Below are 18434 nucleotides of genomic sequence, written 5' to 3'. Positions count from 1 at the left end.
ATGAACTTCTGAAACCGCCATTACTTTGTACTATAAATTAATAACAATTTAAAAGTATAAAATAATGGAAACTCAAAATTTTAAAATTTCGAATACTGAAAGTCAAGTAAACTGGATTGGAAAAAAAGTTACTGGACAACACAATGGAACAATTAATATTGAAAAAGGTAATTTTACTTTTTCTAATAATGAACTTACTGGCGGAAATGTCATTATCGATACTACTTCTATAGTAATTCTTGACGTTACCGATCCTGCAACAAATCAGCAATTTGCTGGACATTTGGCTTCAGATGATTTCTTTTCTACAGATAAATTCCAAACTGCTACTTTAGATATTACAGCTGTTTCAAAAAAATCTTCTTCAAATTATTTTATCGAAGGCAATCTTACGATTAAAGCTATTACACATCCAATTGGTTTTAATTTGGAAGTAAAAGCCAATAACGATGAATTGAAAGCATCTGGTAAAATCATCATTGACCGTACCAAATATGATATGAAATTCCGTTCTGGAAATTTCTTTACCAACCTTGGAGACACTTTAATCTACAATGATTTTGAATTGGACGTTAACCTAACAGCAAAACTTGCTTAATACCTAGAAATCATGCCATACGTAAAAATTGAATTAACAAGAGAAGGCGTTACCAGAGAACAAAAACAACAACTGATTTCTGGTATTACAGAACTCATCACTGAAGTTTTAGACAAAGATCCAAACCTTACTCATATTGTCATTCAGGAAATAGAATTGGACGATTGGGGATTTGCAGGCGAACAAGTTTCGGTATTGCGTGAAAAAGGCATTACCGCTCAAAGAAAAAGATAACTTTTAAGAATCAGAAAAAATGAAAACAATCATAATCACCGGTGCCTCTACAGGCATCGGTAAAACAACCTCACAATTATTTTTAGAAAAAGGTTATAATGTAGTGATCAACTCCGCAAATTTAAAAAACCTTGAAAATACGTATCACGAATTAGGACACGCTAGCCAATTAGCAATGGTACATGGCGATGTAAGTCTTATTGAAACAGGAAAACAATTAGTGCAAACGGCTTTAGAACGTTTTGGAAGCGTCGATATTTTAATTAATAATGCAGGAATTTTTCAACCGCAATCTTTTTTAGATGTAGAAGAAAAAGACTTGGATCGTTTTTTAAACATTAATTTAAAGGGAACTTATTTTACAAGTCAAGCCGCAGTTAGACAAATGTTGCAGCAAGGAGAAGGATCCATTATTAATATAGGTACCGTTTTGGTTGACCATGCTATTGATGGGTTTCCTGCAACCGCACCAATTTCAAGCAAAGGCGGCATTCACGCTTTTACGAGACAACTTGCTGCTGAATTTGGGAAAAACAATATTCGTGTAAATGCCATTGCTCCAGGAATAATTAGAAGTCCGCTTCAGGCTAAAACTGGTGTAGACAATGCTGATAGTTTGGCCGGATTACATTTATTAAACCGTATTGGAGAAACTAGCGACGTAGCACAATTGGCTCTTTATTTGGCCGAAAGTAATTTTGTAACAGGCGAAATCATTAATTTAGATGGCGGTCATGTTGCCGGCCACAGTATTTGATAACTTCAAAAACTTAAAATCATGGAAAATTTTGGCACAAATGCGGCTTTAATTACGGCTGTACTCATAAATTATTTTAACGGAATTTACAACGGCGACATAACTACCTTAAAAAGTGCTTTTCATCCTAAAGCAATTGTCGCTGGAGATATCAACGGACAGCCTTATTTTAAAACTTTAGAGGAATATCTTGAAGGCGTAAAAAACCGTAAAAGTCCGAAAGAATTGGGCGAAGATTTCAAAATGAAAATCCTATCTTTAGAAATTATCAATAACACAGCTGTTGCTAAAGTTCAGGTTCCAATCTTTGGTTACAATTACTACGATCAGTTAAGCTTTGTTATTGTTGATGGTAAATGGATTATCATCAATAAATTACTAACAAACGTAAATTAAAATACAATGTGGAATTCAACCAAAATAACACAGTTACTAGGAATTGAGTATCCAATTTTACAAGGTCCTATGGGCGGTGGTTTTTCAACTGCCGCCTTATTGGCTTCTGTAAGCAATGCAGGCGGATTAGGCAGTTATGGCGCTTATACGCTCACTCCCGAAGAAATTCGTGAAGCTGGAAAAGAAATAAAACTCGCTACTTCTAAACCTTATAATATTAATTTATGGGTTAATGATGTTGACAAAAGCCTCCTAAATTATCCTCCAGAAAAACTGGAAAAAATAAAACTGCTTTTTAAGCCTTATTTTGACGAATTAGGGATTCCGCTTCCTGATTTATCTTCTGATATTCCTTCTAAATTTGAAAAACAAGTTGAAGTTTTATTCGAACTCAAACCAGCCGTTTTTAGTTTCATTTTCGGAATTCCATCTAAAGAAATCCTTCAAGAAAGTAGAAAACTAGGCATAAAAACCATTGGAGCCGCAACGACTCTAGAAGAAGCACTCGCTCTAGAAGATGCCGAAGTAGATGCTATTATCGCTGCAGGATTTGAAGCGGGAGGTCATAGACCATCATTCTTAAAACCAGCGCAAGATTCTTTCACGGGATTATTCACTCTTGTACAGCAACTAAAAGCTAAAACCAAAACGCCAATTATTGCTGCGGGCGGAATTATAGATGCAAAAGGAATAAAAGCCGCAATGGCGTTAGGTGCCGATGCCGTACAATTGGGTACTGCTTTTATGGTTACAGATGAATCTGGCGCTGCACCGATTCATAAAGAAATGCTTTTTACAAAACCAAACACGCCAACAACAGTTTCGAAATCACTAACAGGAAGAATGGGCAGAATGATCAGCAATACAATTTCTGATGCTGTTCCTTTTGAAACTGAGGTATTACCATTTCCGCTTCAGACCAAATTAATCGCTCCTTTAAAAGTGGCTGCTCTGGCTCAAGGAAGAACTGATATGGTTAGTTTTTGGTCGGGACAAAATACAAGCAATTTAAAACATCATAAAGCTGGAGAATTGATGCAGGTTTTAATTGCTGAAATGTCTGCTTAGTTTTTTTACCGCAAAGAGCGCTAAGTTTTTTTGCTTTAGATTGTGTTTTTAAGTTCGCAAAGCTTTGTCTTTTATAATCTCGCAAAATCGCAGAGTCGCAAAGGATTTTATTTTTAAAGCCACAGATATTATTAGGATTAAAAGGATTTTGCTTCACGCAGATTTTGCAGATTTTAGCAGATTTCATTTTTATTATTTAAAAAATCTGCGCCGATCTGCTTAAATCATTTTAAATCTGCGTGAAATAGAACTTTGCGACTCTGCGACTTTGCGAGATTAAAAACCATAATATTTCCACACAAAGCTTTGCGAACTTAAAATCTCCAGCATTTATATAAAAAAATCCTTGCGCTCTTTGCGGTTAAAAAACACCACCCAACATCCCGTCCATTTCACCCCGAAGTTTGTCCGTTTCAACAAGATTCTGATTTCGTTTTTAAGGCTTTCAACGCACATTTGTACCGTTAAATAACTTTAAATATCAAAATCATGAACTCAAAAACAACAAAAATTATCTATTGGACAGGCGCAGTATTAACTTCTTTATGGTTTGGCGCAAGCGGTTTCTTCGAATTAACAAACAATCCATTGGTTTGGGGAATCACACAACAATTGGGTTATCCAGCGCATTTTATTTATATCCTTGGTGTTTTTAAAGTAGCCGGAGTTATTACGCTTTTAATTCCAAATAAATTATTACGATTGAAAGAATGGGTTTTCGCAGGCGTATTTTTCGACATCATTTTTGCTTTCTTTTCAAAAATTGCGGTCTTAGGTTTCGGGGCTGCAACTGATGCGATTATTGCCTTTATCATGGTGAGCGTAACCTATGCAATGTATAGAAAACTATATACTGCAACTTACGTTCCTTCAGAAATCAATTAAAACAAAATTACATCAAAATAAAAATGCCTAATAATTAAATATTAGGCATTTTATTATTTTCTATTTAATCTTTCTTTAATTAATTATCATGAAAAAGATCATCTTAATTCTCTGTTTTATACTTTCAGCTTTGTTTTTTATAAGCTGTTTTATGTTTCCTGGATTATAAAATCAAGCCAATTAATTTATCTGAATCATCAATAAATTAATTGGTTATCTATTTTCCAGCCAACTCAAAAATGCTGTTGCTTTTTCTTTTCCTACCAATATTTTTTCTTCTGTTGGAACACTTAATTTTACCAATATCTTTCTCGAGAAATAATGTTCTGCTTCTCTTATAGCTGTAAAATTAACCAAATACTGTCTGTTAACCCTAAAAAACTGAATTGGCGATAAAAGTTTATGAATATCATCCAAAGACTGCGTTAACGGATATTCATTTTTATCTAAAGTCATAATCGTTGGCGTTTCATTTTTGATATAAAAAAACGCAATATTCTCCGTTAAAACCGTTTGGTATTTATTGTTTTTAAAAACCAAAAAACTGCTTTTCCCTTTGTTTTCTCCATTTCGCGTCAGCAAATAATCAAAATCGGGCATTGCTTTTTTATTTCTTTGAAAGAAATTTTTCAGTTCTCCCGCTTTCTTCAAAGCTTGCGAAATACTTTCTCTTGAAAAAGGCTTTAAAACATAATCAATTCCGTTTGATTTAAAGGCATCGATGGCATAATCATCAAAAGCGGTACAGAAAATTACAGGCGATAAAACCTCAACATTCTTAAAAATCTCAAAACACTGACCGTCTGCCAGCTGAATATCCATAAAAATCAAATCGGGCTGATCGTTTTCTGAAAGATAATCCACCGCCACGTCAATGCTTTGTATATAAGACAAAATCTGAACATCAGGTCTGATGCTCAGAATAAGTTGGCCAAGAGCTTTGGCAGTTTTTACTTCATCTTCAATTATTATGATAGTCATAATCAAGTGGTATTTTTACTTTAAAGGTAGTTTCGTCTTTGTCAATTTCAATTTCTTTATTAATCAGGTGCATAAAACGCTGGTTGATATTATCTAAACCAACACCTGTAGACACAGCGCCTCTTTTGAGCTGAATCTTATTTTCGACCACTAAAAACTCATTTTCTGTATAGAGTTTTATTTTCAACGGCTTATCTAAAGAAACGACATTGTGTTTGATGCAGTTTTCAATTAACAATTGCAATGTGAAAGGCGGAATTGCCGAATCGTACTGTTTGGGATTTACTTCATTTTCTAAAACAAATCCGTCTTCAAAACGCGCTTTCAGCAGATAAACATACGAATCTAAAATCTGAAGTTCTTCGCTTAGCGGAATCAAATCCATTTTTCGGCTTTCGAGCGTAAAACGATAAAAATCGGATAATTTCAAAATAAAGTCTGAACTCTGCGGGTCTTGAATATCAACCATAGATTTCAACGTATTTAAACTATTGAACAAAAAATGCGGATTGACCTGCTGTTTCAATAATTCGTATTGAGCGCCTAGATTTACAGCTTTGGTGCGTTCTAGTTCGACTCCCATTTGCTGTGTTTGATAGTTCTGAAAAAGGAGATGCAGGAACATATACACAATCAAGTTGATTAAAACTCCTCGAAGTTCAAACATGATTGGAGCATCCATTCTTGAAACCTGAAACAATTCCTGATGTGCAATTACCAGAATCACCATCAAGACAATCCCCAAAATAACACTCAGCAAAAGCTTCCAATTAAAGAGGCTTTTATTGGCATGATTAGCAGAAAATTTGGGCAAACTGTAGATGTTGTAATACCATATAAAAAGAGAAAACAACAGCGTAATCGAAGAATTTATAATAAGATCTCCAGGTGTAGAATCGGCATCAAATAATTTAGGTATCGAAGCCATAACCGCCAATGCAATCGAACTTCCCCAAATGACTTTGAGCGAAACCTGAAAACGTTTTGTTTTTTCCATAATTGTAGTTTATAGTCAAAGATAGTTTTATTTGAAAAAGATTTCACGCAGATTTTATAGGATTTTAGCAGATGTATGTGGATTTTTTTCCCAGTTTCCCACACAGTTGTCATTTCGACGAAGGAGAAATCTCCGTAAGTAACTCCACACAGCACGTCGCCAATCTTTGTAGAGCTTCTTACGGAGATTTCTCCTTCGTCGAAATGACAAAAAATGAGAATAAAAAACTTTGCGCCTCCGTGACTTTGCGAGATTAAAAACAATCTGCGTGAAATAAAAAACTAAGCTCTCTTAACTCCTAAAATAGCACCTGAATTCATATCTTGAATAAAACCGATGATTTCAAAATCTTGTGTATTGTAGTTTTTTGGAAGATGAATTGCCGCTGTTCCTTTTTTGGTTTTGTTTAAATCTACAGATTGCAGATTACGAACAATCTGATAATGCGATAAAACACGATTCGCATTCTCGCCTCTTTTTACGTTGCTTTTAGCTTCTTTCTGAACAACCGCAATCAATAAACGGCTATTTTTTGAAGTGCCTTCTACATTATAATTTACAGAAAGCGAATTAGCATTTTGATTTGCTTCTAAATTTAAACTCGCCGAAACTGGTTTAGAAAGTGCCGATTTAATTCCATTTCTAAGGCTCGTTTCCTGAGAACCGATAAAATCTGTTTTTCCGTTAATGATTACCTGAGGCGTATAAATTGGCTCTTTTCCCATAAATTGAGCGTAATCGTATTGTCTTTTAGTAAAATCAGCATTGCTAAAAATATCTTTCCAGCCTTGTTTGTCCCAATAATCTACATGATACGCCAATACATAAACGTTCTTATCCTTGTATTCATTCTGAATTTTCCCAAGCAGTTCATCTGCTGGCGGACAGCTTGAACAGCCTTCTGAAGTATATAATTCTAAAAGTGCAAAACCTTTTGAATTGTTTTGGCTGAATATGCTATTTCCAATCAGAAGAAACAGCGAAAAAATCAATATTATTTTTATCCTTTTCATAATTTCTATTTAATTAAACCTGACAGGTTTTTAAAACCCGTCAGGTTTGTTAAGAGTAGAGTTTTCAGGTCAACTCATAACTCATAATTCATAATTTAAAACTCTTTTTAAAGAATATTAATCTCAACGTTTATATTTCCTCTAGTTGCTTTAGAATACGGACAAGTCTGATGCGCTTGAGCTGCCAAAGCTTCTGCAGTTTGAACATCAATTCCCGGAAGGCTGATATTTAATCTTGCCTGAAGAGAATATTCACCTTCGGTTACACATAAATCAACCTCAGCGTCTACCGCAGTTTCAGCTGGAAGTCTAACTCTCAGTTTAGAAGCAGCAATTCCAAGTGCTCCAATAAAACAAGCCGACCATCCTGCCGCAAATAACTGTTCTGGATTTGTTCCCGGACGTGAAGATCCCGGTGTGCTTAATTTGATATTCAATTGTTCATCTGAACTTTGAGAAGCTCCTTCTCTACCACCTGTTGTGTGTGTTTTTCCTGTGTATAAAACTTTTGTTTCCATGATAATTTTTTAGATTTTAGATTGTTGATTTTAGATTATTTAAAAATTAATATTTATTGATTCTTGATATTGATATTGGTATTTGGAAATTTAAAAATTGGAATTTATTTCAGGTTCGCTACATCAATTATCGCCTGAGCAAACGCTTTTGGGTCTTCTTGCGGAACGTTATGTCCGATGCCTTTTAAAATTCTGTGTTCGTATTTTCCCGTGAATTTGTTTGCGTACGCTTTTCCATCCGCGAAAGCGCCATCAAAATCACTTCCTATTGTAATAGTCGGAACTTTAATTTCTGGTTTTGCTGCTAAACGTTTTTCTAGATTATCATATTTAGTCTCACCTGCTTCAAGTGACTGTCTCCATCTGTAATTGTGAATCACAATCGCTACGTGATCTGGATTATCAAAAGATTGCGCTGTTTGATCGTAAGTAGCTTTGTCGAAGTTCCATAACGGAGAAGCGATTTTCCAGATCAGTTTATCAAAATCATAAGTGTTTTGCGTGTAACCCTGTTTTCCTCTTTCCGTTGCGAAATAGTATTGGTACCACCATCCTAATTCAGCAGTTGGAGGAAGCGGTTTTAAATTTGCTTCTAAATTCACCACCAAGTAACCACTTACCGAAACTAAACCTTTTACGCGCTCTGGCCAAAGTACTGACATTACAACCGCTGTTCTTGCTCCCCAATCGAAACCGCCAATTACAGCTTTATCTATTTTTAGCGCATCCATGAAAGCGATAATATCACTAGCCAAAGCTGCCTGCTGACCGTTTCTGAAAGTGTCTTTAGAAAGAAAAGTTGTAGTTCCAAATCCTCTTAAATACGGGGTAAAAACGTGATATCCTTTTGCCACTAAAATCGGAACGACTTCATTGTAACTGTGAATATCGTATGGCCAACCATGAAGCAAGATTACTGGCGTTCCGTTTGACGGACCTGCTTCGGTATAACCCACGTTTAACAATCCGGCATTGATTTGTTTTAATGTTCCTAAAGAACTGTTTACTTCAATTGTTTTTTTCTGTGAAGTTTGTGCTTGAGTGAAAGCTACATTCATAAAAAGAATAGCGATTAGAATATTTGATAGTGTTTTCATGATTATTTTCATTTTATTAGTTGATTATCAGTTAATTTCTTCGTCAAAGGTATTTTGACAATGCTTGTTTTAAAAGGTAAAAAAAGGTGAAGTGGACAAAGTTTAAGGTGAAATGGACAGTCTTTGTTTTTGTATCGCAGAGTGTGCAGAGGTTTTTCGCAAAGAGCACAAAGATTTTTGAGTTGAAACTAAGTTTTTTTTAAGTTCACAAAGATTTATCTTCTAAACTTTACTTTTTTAGCCACAGATTAAAGGATTAAAATGATTAAAATCTGTGAAAATCAATTTAATCTGTGGCTAAAATTTCAACACAAAACTTTGCGAGCTTAATGTCTACTGACATTCTCCTTAAACAAAACTTCGCGTCCTTTGCGAAAATCCCTTGCGCACTTTGCGTTAAAAAACTACCAGCATTTCAACTTGAAACTATTTCTTCATCGTCAAAATAGGTTTCCCTTTTTCTATGATATAGGTTGCTAGTTCTGATGCTTTAGTATTTGTATTATTTTTAGCAGAATGCACTACGCCTGCTGGAATAAAAAGCACTTCTCCTGCTTTTAGTGTTACAGGTTTTTCGTCTTCTATCTGATATTCCAACGAACCTTCAACCACATAAATAACTTCTTCGCCTGGATGAGAGTGTTTTCCGAAAGCTGAATGTCCGTCAAAATCGATTCGTGCTTGTACCATTTCTTTTCCTGGAGTGCTTAGATCATGTTTTTGCAAATCGATGCGTTTTACTCCTTGTGCAGTAATCTGATTCGGAACTAAAAAGGCAATGATTCCTAAAACAATAATTGCGATTATAACCCATGTTTTTTGTTTTTTCGTTTCCATGATTTTTTATGTTTTTTAGTCTAGTGTATATTTCATTTATTTCACGCAGATTTCAAAAAGATTTGCGCTGATCTGGCAGATTTTTTTTAATTTATATCTGCGTTAATCTGTAAAATCTGCGTGAAACAACTTTTATTTTTTTCCCTATGTTCTTAATTAATGTTTTCCTCTTAAACTTCTGAAAGCATCACGAAGTTCAACTGTAAAAATTTGTGGTTCTTCCCATGAAGCAAAATGACCGCCTTTATTTACTTCATTGTAATAAGATAAGTTTTTGTATGCTTTTTCAGCCCAGCTTTTTGGAGCTTGATATATCTCTCCAGGAAAAACCGTTATTGCTACCGGGATTTTAATATCAGCTGTTTTCTGTTCGAAAGCATTAAAATTGTTATTGTTATTTTCCCAATACAATTGAGCCGAAGAATTAGCGGTATTAGTTAGCCAATACAATGAAATATCGTCCAGCATTTCGTCTTTGGTAAGTGATTTTTCGGCATTTCCTCCGCTGTATGTCCATTCGTTGAATTTATCCAAGAAGAATGAAGCCAATCCTACAGGAGAATCTGTCAATCCGTAACCTAAAGTCTGAGGGCGTGTAACCATCATTCCGGCATAACCACCGCCATTTGTATATAATTTGTTTAGAGAGTTAAAGGCTACTTTTTCCTTAACCGATAATCCTGCAGGAGCTGGATCGCCATCTTTTAAAGCCTTAGCAACATCGGCAGGAACAGTCGCTGGCATATTCACATGAATTCCTAATAAACCTTCTGGAGCTTGGCGTGCCATAGCATCTGCAATGACAGAACCCCAATCACCACCTTGCGAAACATAGTGTTTATAGCCTAAACGTTTCATTAAAACATCCCAAGCATTTCCAATTTTCTCTGGCCCCCATCCTGCTGCTTTTGGTTTTTCTGAAAAACCGTAACCTGGCATAGAAGGAATTACCAAATCAAAAGCATCTTCCGCCTTTCCTCCGTAAGAAGTTGGATCTGTAAGCGGTCCAACCACTTTTAAAAGTTCAAAAACCGAACCTGGCCAACCATGTGTAATAATCAGTGGCATTGCATTTTTGTGTTTCGATTTTACATGAACAAACTGAATATCCAATCCGTCTATGTTTGTTACGAACTGAGGCAAAGCATTTAGTTTGTCTTCGGCTTTATGCCAATCATAGTCCGTTCCCCAATATTTTACAAGACTTTGAATCTGATTCAGTTTTACTCCTTGCGACTGATCATTTACCGTTTCCTTATCTGGCCATCTTGTAGCATTGATGCGATTGCGAAGATCTGTAATCGCTTCCTCTGAGACACTGATATGATAAGGGCGAATTAAACTTGTGTCATTTTTAGTTTGCTTGTCTTTATTCTGTGCAAAAGAGGCCGATGCCAACAGCATAAAAGTTCCAGTTGCAATTGTTTGTATAAAAGAATGTTTGTTTCTCTGAAGTGTTTTCATTTTTTTTTGATTTTTAAATTAGTGTTATTCGTTAATTTCTTCATCAAAAGTATTTCGATAACCCTTCTTACGAAATCAGAAAATAGGTGAAACGGACAAACTTCAGGGTGAAATGGACAGGCTGTAAGTTGTGAATTGTGAGATGTAAATGAGAGGGATTTTTACCGCAATCCCGATAGCTATCGGGAGCAAGGATTTTTAATTATAGGACTTTGTAAAAGCGCAAAGAACGCAAAGCTTTGCCTTTATTTCTTTTTGCCACTGATTAAAAGGATTAAAAAGGATTTGATAACCTTTATTAACCGAAGCTTTATGAACATTGGTTAAATCTGAGCGCTCTTTAAGGTTAAAATAAAAATAAAAAATCAGGCATAGTATGTTATTACTATCCTGATTTATATAATTGTTCTGTGGTTCGTTTTAATTCTCTAACTTCAAATAATTGCCATCAAAACTAATCACGACTTTTTCAAATTGGCTGAGAACATCCTGACCGATATTCCCATAGTTTACTTCGCCATAAACGCCATAATCCTTTGGGGCAATTTCCATTTTTGGAAGCTGAATTGTTTTATTTCCGAGTGATATTGGCTGATCTTTTAAAACTAAAACTTCGGTCGAAACAACTTCTGCACCAGCGCTGGAAGATTTTGTCGTTTCTAAAGTACCTATAGAATCAAGATCGGTTTTGAATGTTTCATAAAACGCTTTATTAAACAAACTTACTTTTGCACCGCTGTCAAAGTTAAAAGGAAGGGTTTTGCTTTTATACTTCAACATTACAATCGCTCTTAGTTCGTCTACAAACAAGTTTTTTTCGTTTGCACCTGATTCTGATTCTTTAGAAAATGTCAATTTATCTTTTTCAAAAGTGATTGTTCCTAATTCTTTTATTATCGGAAAACCAATAATTCCGTTAATCACATACGCTCCATCTGCAAAAGTAAAAGCCTTATCAGGATATACTAAAAACACTGCATTATGAATTTTCAATTCTCCTAAATTAATCTCCGATGCAACACCAATATGGACTTTATTCTTCTGCCCTGTAAAACTCTCCATGGAAATATTATTGTCTGGAAGAATTTTAACTCCCATTTTTTTCGCTATGCTTTCTGTAATACAGCTAATTCCTGCTCCAGTATCAAAAACAAAATGAGAGACAGTGTCCTTTGCTTTAACCTCTGTTGTAATCAAACCCGCTTTGTCTTTTACAGCGACAACAGTAATTTTAGTAAACTTATCTATAGATTGTGGTCTAGTACCTCTAAGCGTCTTCCAAATTTGCTGCGTGTTTATTTCATCCTGAAGTTCTTCTTTGGTAAAACGCTGCTGAAATTTCATTGTTAAAATTTTAGAAGCCATATAAGCCGAATTGTAACTAAAAAGTTTGATGTAGTTATCATCTTTCAATTTGGCAAATTCATACGTATTTATAAGTTCATTATTCTTTAGACTGTCCAAATATTGGTTTGAAAGCTTTGGCTTATTGCACACATTGGCATATAATCCTTTATAGAAATAATAATCTTTACCTTTTTCTTTGCTGTTAAGACTGTCCATTTTAGCAAACTGATGCTGTTTACTAAGCTGTTTTAAAATAGAATCCGATTTTGTCTGCCCAAATACTATTTGCACCGCAAACAAAAGACCAAGTAAAAGTTTATTAGAATTCATTTATCTGATTTTTTGAATGTTAAATATAAGGAAAATCCGAAAAAAAATTAAAGTTTAAAATTCCAATTCTTTGCCTTTGAATTTGAGTTTTCAAAAATTGAAATTTTCAAAAAAAAAATCAGGATTAGCATTTCTGCTATTCCTGATTTTTTTGAATTAATTAACCTTCACTTATTTATCTTCTTCCTCTAAAACCACCGCCGCCTCTAAAGCCGCCGCCGCCGAAGCCACCTCCATTAAATCCGCCACCGCTTCTTTGGATATTCTGAAAGTTTCGAGTTTGCATTTCTCCACGATCTCTTGAAAAAGCTGAGCGGTCTAGATCTCGTGTAACATCAGGATGACCTGCTTCACCAAGCGGTTTATTTGGTTGTCCAAGCGTTTGATCTGCTTTAGGGAAATTATCACGTTGCATTCCATCTCCCATTCGAGTTTCACCTCCTAAATTTTGACCAGTTTTTGGCAGATTATCACGCTGTATTCTTTCTCCCGCTCCATTGGCTCCAAGTCCTTGATTATCTCGCTGAATCCTTTCTCCCGCTCCATTGGCTCCAAGTCCTTGATTATCTCGCTGAATCCTTTCTCCCGCTCCGTTTGCACCAAGTCCTTGGTTAGCTCTATTCTGAATCCCTTCACCCGCTTTTTTAGACGAACCCAAAGTTCCCGCTTGTGTCCAGCCACCGTTTCCGTTATTATAATGGCTCCAATTTCCGTTGGCATCTCTTTTATAAACATGTCCATCGTGACCAGCGTAAACATTATTATTAGTGTGAATTGTTGTTCCTCCACCTCTTCTATGCGTAATTACACCTTTATTTCCACTCGAAGTTTCATAACCAATTGCAGTTCCGCGTCGGGTTGTAATATGACCTGTCTGCGCCCACTGATTTCCGTTTGTCGCAGCCGAATGACCCCATTGAGCATATGCATTGTGACCTTGATTGGTTCTCGCATAATTTCCAGTCCACGGATTATACGTACTTGCAGCCGTACGTCCGCCATACCAGCCTTGCACACTTGCAGAACGCCCGTATCTTCCCGTTGCAGGATTATACCAAGCCGAAGTTCCTGCGGCGCCATAAGGTCCATAAACGCGTCTTCCTGCTGCATAACCTCCCGTCCACGGATTATAAACCGCTCCTCCTCCGTACGCATAAGGCCACGGACGATAAATTGGATACAGTCCGCCGTAATACATATAAGGCGGATAATACCATCCTGTGCCATAAGTCAATATAGCGCCGAAAGTTGCGCCAATAATAAAAGCACCCAAATAACCCGCTGTTGCACTGCTTTCAACCGTTGTATCGGTTGTGGTTTGCGTTACATACGTAACATTGTACACTGGCGAACTTGGCGGAATCGTATATATTTCTTTCGGAACAGAATCACATGTTTTCCAAGGTCCGTTTGGACTTGTCGACATAAACCAAACCGCTTGAAAACACAAATAATACAAATCACCCACTTTTATAATCTTCTCTTGCGTATTGCTTGCATATTGCATTTTCGTGCCATCAATAGGTTTAAACTGAGGCGTTCCGCCATCATACGATACTTTTACTTTTGCCTCAGCATCCGATTTCTTTAAAATAGCCGTTGTCGGAACCTGCGATAACATTACCGCATCATTCGCTTCCTGCGTTCCTGGCACAGACGACAATACATTGGCACGCGGAGAATCTTTCGGAATTTTAGCAAAATCGGCAGGAAGGCTATTACTAGTATAACTCCAAGGTCCAGTTAATTCTTTAGACTTAAACCATCTTCCAGACAATAACACATAGTACTGACCTTTGTTTTCATCAGCAAAAATATCATTCTCGGTATTGTCAATGTATAACAATTTAGTTCCTGGAATTTTAACAAACTTCGGACTTCCGTTTATGGCAATCAATTCCGCAGGTTTATTGCTGTAAAAAACCTCTGGAGCTCCGCCAGAAGACGGAGGCGGAATCATTTTCTTAACATCATCAAAATTCTGTCCCGAAGGCAGATTGCTCAAACCCGAAGGCAATTTGGTTGTTTTAGTCCATTTACCCGCAATATTTTTCGAAGTCAGCCAGATATTCTCCACCAATAAATAATAATCTTTTGTGGTTTTATCAAAAAACAAATCCCAATTGGTATTTACCACATATTGAATATCTGTTTTTTCGACAGGCACCAAAACCGGTTCGCCTTGCACAATAAGCAAAATCGACGGATTGGTACTGTAAAAAATAGTTGGAGGATCGTTTTTAGCTGCAATTCCCTTTGGCGGACTTTTGGTATGACTTAAATCTGCTAGAATGCGATCTACCGAAATAGGATCTCCGCTCTGAGGCAACGTTTCTTTAAACAGCTTTTCCATTTCAGGAACTTTCTTTTTGTCCAGAGCAGGAAAACGTATATCGGTTACCTGAAGATTTTTAATAAAAGCGCTTCGGTTGTCTTTGTCAACCAATGTTTCTGCTTTTAGAGAAGCCACACCCAAAACCTGTTTTCCGTCTTTTGGAGTCAGCGAAAAAGCCACTCGAGCTGTCAATTCTTTAAAATCTTTCCAGTCGTCCACCTGAGGCTGATAATAAACCAATTTCGTCCCGTTGTTTTCCGCTTCGCGAGGCCAGCCACGATCGGCAATTAATGTAGAGTCGGCAGTTTCAGACTTTCCAGTTTCAGAACTTGACTGCTCAGCATCTTTATCTTTTTTGCAGGAGAACAAAATTGCACTCAAACAAACTCCAAATATTAGAAAAGCATTTCTCATAAATTTAAAAGTTAGATTATTCATTGAAAACTTATTTTCTCGATCGTCTTATAAAATTCTTTCGTATAAAATTAGATTCACCGCATAAATAAAACTACAAATCAGCCACTTACTTTGTTTCACATTATAATTTGAAACCAAATAAGCAACTAAATGCTCATTCTTTTCTCTAACTAAGATTTTAATCTTTCTCTATAAAGTGCGCTAGAAATGAAGTATCAATATTAATTAGGAGCTGTTTCCTGCTATCCGCTATATCTTTTGTGACGAACCCCGCCCCAAAAGGATGCCGCTCCTATCAGGGCTAGGGCACTCATTTTCATAAGGAAGTTTTCGAAAAATTATTGTTTAAAGTCTTTTGCGTTCTAACCTCAATCAAACCAATACTTATAAATTATTTTTATAAATACTAAAAATTATTAATTTGATTAATAAACACCTTCCCTATACCTTTGTCTCATCAAAATCAAAGAAACGATTTGATCATCTTTAAAAAATAACTTAAAAAATAGAAATCATGAAATTTACAAGAAGAGCAAACGCAAACTGGAAAGGTACAGGAATGGAAGGAAAAGGAACCATCAGTACACAAAGCACAACTTTAGATAATGCCCAATTATCATTCAAAACTCGTTTTGAGCAAGGTGTTGGAACAAATCCTGAAGAATTAATCGCAGCGGCACATTCTGGATGTTTTACTATGCAATTAAGCTTTTTATTATCTGAAGCGGGTTTTGTTCCAGAAGATTTAGATACAACGGCTAAAGTAACTTTTGAAGACGGAACTATTACTTTAATTCAGTTAGAATTGACTGGAAAAGTACCTGGAATTTCTGCAGAAGAGTTTCAGCAAACTGCTCAAAAAGCAAAAGAAATTTGTCCAATTTCTAAATTGCTAAATACAGAGATTACTTTGGCAATCACTTTACTTTAAATGATTGTCCGTCATTTTTTTTGCCTCATCAATTTTCTCTTTTGATGAATTTGAGGTAGTGAAAACAAAGGTGTATTTCTTGCCAGAAATAGTTGCACTGTAAGTCTTCAGAAAATTTGTATCTTCTGAATCGATTTTTACAAAACCATTACCATCTACTTGTTTTAACTGTATGGTTCCACTACTATTTGCCAATGGCAATAGCCCTTGAAAATAACCATCTGTTTCTCTGGATCCACTTCCTGTTTTTATGTTAAGTTTACTAGCAATTTCTTGCAATTTGTCATGAACATCTTTTTTTAATTCATTATTAGCTTCTAATTGATCTTTTTGCTCTTGCGAAATTTCCTTGTCAGCTTCTTTCTCATTGGCTATCTGTTCCTGAAGGAGCTTGTCATTATCAATTACTTTATTTAAAATCTCCTCTTGTTCAGTATACTGCTCCGTAAAGTTATCTGCTTCATCTTTTGTTAAAATTCCAGCTTCTAATTGCTCTTCAATAGCAGTTTTAATCTGATTTATTAAAGTTTGTGCGCTTTCGAGAAGATTACTTACATCAACAACATTATCCCACTTTGAATTATATGCTGTTTCTACAACACCGCTTATTAGCTGATAATCTGTATTAATTAAAATATCTTTAAACTCAACAGCAATTTTAGTGTCTGCCAGATATGGCACAATAATGTAGCCTTTTCCTGTATAAGGGCTATGCTCTTTTCCTAACTCCAAAACAGTAACTGGAAAATCGCCTGCTGTAAAGGTTTCGCTTTGTATTAGGTTGTTGAGTGGCGTTTTATTAGTAATGCTCAGATTGGGTTTTATTCCGCAATTGTAACTTGCAATGGCATTTTCCTTTTTAGGCATTGCAAACGTGTTGGTATTCGAGTAGGTAAAACTCTGGATTCCTTCTGCTTCTGTCGTACAGCTGGAACCTACTCTAAACTCATATTCCGTTTCAGGCTCCAGATTGGTCAATAAAACCTGATTATTAAGGCTGTAAGAAGAAAACCATTCAAAAGTTTTTTCAGTTGTTTTTCCCCTTTTGTTGGTTTCTGTAATGGCTTTTTTTCTGTATTGAACCTGATATTTGGTATGATCTGGAGTTCCTTGCCATGTTATTTTTACGGTACTTGGACTGACAATTTCAGATAAAGCGAATGTCGGAGCATTACATCTCTGTGTGTACTTAAAAGAGTAAATCTCACTATATCCGTCATTTTTGAATATCGCATTTTCAGATAATCCTGTTGTTGAAACTGCACGGACACGCCAAGCATAACGCATTCCTGGAGTCAGAACAGGCATACTCAAATTGTACAGAAGAGCTGTTCCGAAAAGGGTTTCTTCGTATAAGACAGGAGCCATCTGAAAGGCAATCTGCGGATCAAGAGAAGGGTCTAAAAGCTGTTTCAGCTCAAACTTATACGAAACATTCATTGCATTTATCTGGCGCGGCGTCCAGGTAAACATAATATTTGGAAAATCGCTTTCTGCTATCTGCTCGTTTTTCTGAGGCGTATTCAGCAGAGGAGGATCGTTTAATATCAGATATAAACTGGCGCAACTTTTCTGAGATATTTTCTGATTGGTTACAAAATCGTACATCTCAAAGCAGAAGCTGTATGCACCTTCCGGCAGTCCCAATGCATATTGCAAAGCGGTAATTCCCTGCAAGTTTTCCAGTCTGAAAAGAGAAGCTATATCGGTATTGGTCAGAGTCTGAAGTTCTCCTCCGTTTATATAAATCGGTTTCTGTCCCTGCACATAATCGCTGCTCTGTATATTGAGGCCGTTTCCTTGAATGTATAGCTTTAAGCGAACCTGTCTGTTATTTATGGAAAGATCTGTGGGATTAATCAGCAGCTGCATTTTAGTATCCATGCTGGCGGCATAATCTGAAATTTTTATGCTGTACGGACTTTTAAAAATAGGCGTTAACTGAACTGGATATAATTGTGCATTACAATTAAAATTTGAAACAATAAACAGAAGAAACGCGATTGATATTTTGATTATTTTTTTCATTCTCTACAGGTGGTTTTATGTTAGCTTGTTTTGCCTGATTAAAAAATCAGTAAAACAATCGGCTAACATAATCCTGTAAAAAATTAAAAAAAACCTTAATAAGACATTAAAATAGCATAATAAGCCAATGTTGTATTATTTCTATAGAGAATTGCAAATGGAAGATTTTTGGAGCTTTCAGTTTTAATTTTTAAAGAGTTG

At 35.9% G+C, this 18434-nt stretch carries 17 protein-coding genes; 7 read left to right on the top strand and 10 right to left on the bottom strand.

Features of this window, described 5'->3' with window-relative positions; all coding sequences use genetic code 11:
• The first annotated feature begins 64 nt into the window (after window positions 1–64).
• From ACNRYB_RS14440 to ACNRYB_RS14415, 6 genes are all read left to right on the top strand, one after another.
• Window positions 65–598, top strand: coding sequence for a YceI family protein (locus ACNRYB_RS14440; RefSeq protein WP_473727685.1), 534 nt, complete (start codon window positions 65–67; stop codon window positions 596–598).
• Between the two features lie 12 nt (window positions 599–610).
• Window positions 611–832, top strand: a complete 222-nt coding sequence (locus ACNRYB_RS14435; protein WP_473727684.1) for a tautomerase family protein — start codon at window positions 611–613, stop codon at window positions 830–832.
• A 19-nt stretch (window positions 833–851) separates the two neighbouring features.
• The gene (locus ACNRYB_RS14430; RefSeq protein WP_473727683.1) at window positions 852–1589 is read left to right on the top strand and encodes an SDR family NAD(P)-dependent oxidoreductase; all 738 of its coding nucleotides are present in this window, start codon (window positions 852–854) and stop codon (window positions 1587–1589) included.
• Window positions 1590–1610: 21 nt separating this feature from the next.
• Window positions 1611–1985, top strand: a complete 375-nt coding sequence (locus ACNRYB_RS14425; RefSeq protein WP_473727682.1) for a nuclear transport factor 2 family protein — start codon at window positions 1611–1613, stop codon at window positions 1983–1985.
• A 6-nt stretch (window positions 1986–1991) separates the two neighbouring features.
• A complete protein-coding gene (locus tag ACNRYB_RS14420) occupies window positions 1992–3053 on the top strand; it encodes an NAD(P)H-dependent flavin oxidoreductase (protein WP_473727681.1) in 1062 nt (353 codons plus the stop codon).
• 489 nt (window positions 3054–3542) lie between these two features.
• A complete protein-coding gene (locus ACNRYB_RS14415; protein ID WP_473727680.1) occupies window positions 3543–3938 on the top strand; it encodes a DoxX family protein in 396 nt (131 codons plus the stop codon).
• 213 nt (window positions 3939–4151) lie between these two features.
• On the opposite strand, the gene ACNRYB_RS14410 is transcribed toward ACNRYB_RS14415, so the two are convergent.
• The 9 genes from ACNRYB_RS14410 to ACNRYB_RS14370 form a co-directional block, all read right to left on the bottom strand.
• A complete protein-coding gene (locus ACNRYB_RS14410; protein ID WP_473727679.1) occupies window positions 4152–4919 on the bottom strand; it encodes a LytR/AlgR family response regulator transcription factor in 768 nt (255 codons plus the stop codon).
• Complete coding sequence (locus ACNRYB_RS14405) at window positions 4900–5916, bottom strand: sensor histidine kinase (RefSeq protein ID WP_473727678.1); 1017 nt, start codon at window positions 5914–5916, stop codon at window positions 4900–4902. Before ACNRYB_RS14405 ends, ACNRYB_RS14410 begins: the two co-directional genes overlap by 20 nt.
• A 281-nt stretch (window positions 5917–6197) precedes the next feature.
• The gene (locus ACNRYB_RS14400) at window positions 6198–6929 is read right to left on the bottom strand and encodes a DUF1223 domain-containing protein (RefSeq protein ID WP_473727677.1); all 732 of its coding nucleotides are present in this window, start codon (window positions 6927–6929) and stop codon (window positions 6198–6200) included.
• A gap of 107 nt (window positions 6930–7036) precedes the next feature.
• Window positions 7037–7447, bottom strand: a complete 411-nt coding sequence (locus tag ACNRYB_RS14395; RefSeq protein WP_473727676.1) for an organic hydroperoxide resistance protein — start codon at window positions 7445–7447, stop codon at window positions 7037–7039.
• Between the two features lie 104 nt (window positions 7448–7551).
• A complete protein-coding gene (locus tag ACNRYB_RS14390) occupies window positions 7552–8544 on the bottom strand; it encodes an alpha/beta fold hydrolase (RefSeq protein ID WP_473727675.1) in 993 nt (330 codons plus the stop codon).
• A gap of 426 nt (window positions 8545–8970) precedes the next feature.
• Window positions 8971–9381, bottom strand: a complete 411-nt coding sequence (locus tag ACNRYB_RS14385) for a cupin domain-containing protein (RefSeq protein WP_473727674.1) — start codon at window positions 9379–9381, stop codon at window positions 8971–8973.
• Between the two features lie 156 nt (window positions 9382–9537).
• Window positions 9538–10845 carry an epoxide hydrolase family protein gene (locus ACNRYB_RS14380; protein ID WP_473727673.1) on the bottom strand — a complete coding sequence of 436 codons (1308 nt, stop codon included), beginning with the start codon at window positions 10843–10845 and terminating at the stop codon, window positions 9538–9540.
• A 420-nt stretch (window positions 10846–11265) separates the two neighbouring features.
• Window positions 11266–12522, bottom strand: coding sequence for an aspartyl protease family protein (locus tag ACNRYB_RS14375; protein WP_473727672.1), 1257 nt, complete (start codon window positions 12520–12522; stop codon window positions 11266–11268).
• A 175-nt stretch (window positions 12523–12697) separates the two neighbouring features.
• Window positions 12698–15271 (bottom strand): hypothetical protein, encoded by a 2574-nt coding sequence (locus tag ACNRYB_RS14370; protein WP_473727671.1) that lies wholly within the window; start codon window positions 15269–15271, stop codon window positions 12698–12700.
• 517 nt (window positions 15272–15788) lie between these two features.
• On the opposite strand from ACNRYB_RS14370, the gene ACNRYB_RS14365 reads away from it, so the two are divergent.
• The gene (locus ACNRYB_RS14365) at window positions 15789–16205 is read left to right on the top strand and encodes an OsmC family protein (protein WP_473727670.1); all 417 of its coding nucleotides are present in this window, start codon (window positions 15789–15791) and stop codon (window positions 16203–16205) included.
• On the opposite strand, the gene ACNRYB_RS14360 is transcribed toward ACNRYB_RS14365, so the two are convergent.
• Window positions 16197–18233 (bottom strand): fibronectin type III domain-containing protein, encoded by a 2037-nt coding sequence (locus ACNRYB_RS14360; RefSeq protein WP_473727669.1) that lies wholly within the window; start codon window positions 18231–18233, stop codon window positions 16197–16199. The two genes, ACNRYB_RS14365 and ACNRYB_RS14360, sit on opposite strands and share 9 nt — an antisense overlap.
• Between the last annotated feature and the right edge of the window lie 201 nt (window positions 18234–18434).

The organism is Flavobacterium sp. CR10 (genome assembly GCF_055814415.1).
This window is presented reverse-complemented; position numbering and strand designations above follow the sequence as displayed.